The organism is Paraburkholderia tropica (genome assembly GCF_914484835.1).
Lineage (GTDB): Bacteria > Pseudomonadota > Gammaproteobacteria > Burkholderiales > Burkholderiaceae > Paraburkholderia > Paraburkholderia tropica_A.
The window spans coordinates 1-1,531 of sequence record NZ_CAJZAR010000087.1 but is presented as its reverse complement, the minus strand read 5'-3'; the positions used below and the strand labels follow the sequence as shown (position 1 = coordinate 1,531).

The window sequence follows — 1,531 nt, the reverse complement described above, 5'->3', positions numbered from 1 at the left end:
CGGCCAGGAGCAGACGGTCGACGCTTCAGCTTAGATCGTCGACAATGACCCGGTCGTCGCGGTCGGCATAGTTCTGCCGATATGCCAAAATCCAACATATTTCGTCAATTTCGGGAAGCACGAATAAATTACCAGCAATGAAATTTAATCTTCGTGAAAGCGTGCCGATTTTTAACGATGACACACCGGTCGCTGCAAAAATTGCCGCCCTTATTTTTCTAATCTCCTATGTTATAGCCCTGCAGTCGTTGTTCTCGCTTATCCATACTGCATATCTGCTTTTTGTACGGCCTCTTCCTGCTTCTCCCCAAATATCGGGTGACTCTCTAAGACGGCTCGCTCTCTTCGTCGCTGGGGTGACGGGGGTGTGGGAATTAATAAGAGGGTTCCTGATTTCAAAGCTGCTTTTTCGGCGACGCTGGGCGAAAAACGTGTTGTCCGGCATAGCGCTATGCATGTTCCTGATGATCTTCTGGGCGCACTTAATGAAGCCGGAAAACGCATCGTTGAATCTAAGCAATAACCTTGACAATGTCGCGGAAGTCGTGGCCGTCGCACTTCTATTTACGCGGGAAAGCAGGGCTTGGTTTCGATTTCGGGCGTAGGCGTCGATGCGATTTCAACGATTGAACGTCTGTTTTGTAGAAAGTCGATCGGCTGAATCCGCCGCCAACTACGCTCATTGAGGCCAAGTCCTTAAAGAACTGCACCAAACCGCTCGGCTGGCAACCAGCAGGCCATTCTTGTTGCGCGCGAGCCTAGGTGTTGGTACTCACGGGACAATGGTACAAATCCGAGTTGACGATAGAAGTCGTATGCGTACGGCGATGCGTTGAGCTCAACGGTTTGCACGTCGGGATGATGCTCAGCGAGATGCTTACGTGCTTGTTGCCAGAGGCGACGGCCAATACCTTGCTTGACACGGGTAGGATCAACGAAGAGCATTCGCAATCGGGTCGGCGTCGGCATGACCAACACGCCTTGTAATAGCTCTCCCTGAAAGGATCCAATCGTATATGCACCTGCTATTGCAAGCCGTCCAAACAAGGCAGGAGTAACTTCGGCATTGAAAGATTCGCCCGCCATCGTTGACCAGCCCGGTGCGATATAACGCGCGAAACTTGCGCGTACAAGTTCGGCCGCAGCGGGGAAATCGTCGTCCGTCAATGAACGGATATTGGATTGGGCAAGCAGGTCCTGTGTGTGCGGCGGCATGAGCTCTCCGAGTTTCGAGGCCTCTGCCGGATGGACCAAAAAAAGCCTCATCCGTTGCGGTGAGGCCTTGTTGCAATACTGCTTGATAACTAGCGAACAAGTCCCCCCGATGGTTCATCCATAAGGACGACCATCAGAACTACGACCATAACGGAGTTGACTTGCGACGCATTCATGGAATCAAGTGTCGCTTGCTCGACTATGGCCTGTCAAGCCACCTTGCATCCACGTCCACCGAGATAGTCGAGCAGCCTCAATGCCTGCTTTCGGAAAATGTGAACGTCCCTTGCGGGTCCACGCGGACTCTCGCCTCAAC

2 protein-coding genes are annotated in these 1,531 nt (G+C 52.4%); one reads left to right on the top strand and one right to left on the bottom strand.

The window, feature by feature from the left end; genetic code table 11:
• Nucleotides 1–137: 137 nt before the first annotated feature.
• On the top strand, nucleotides 138–605 hold the full coding sequence (locus LDO54_RS32190; RefSeq protein WP_224015721.1) for a hypothetical protein: 468 nt from the start codon (nucleotides 138–140) through the stop codon (nucleotides 603–605).
• Between the two features lie 91 nt (nucleotides 606–696).
• Here the strand turns inward: LDO54_RS32190 and LDO54_RS32185 are convergent, their stop codons facing one another.
• Nucleotides 697–1,215 carry a GNAT family N-acetyltransferase gene (locus LDO54_RS32185; protein WP_224015720.1) on the bottom strand — a complete coding sequence of 173 codons (519 nt, stop codon included), beginning with the start codon at nucleotides 1,213–1,215 and terminating at the stop codon, nucleotides 697–699.
• Nucleotides 1,216–1,531 lie beyond the last annotated feature (316 nt).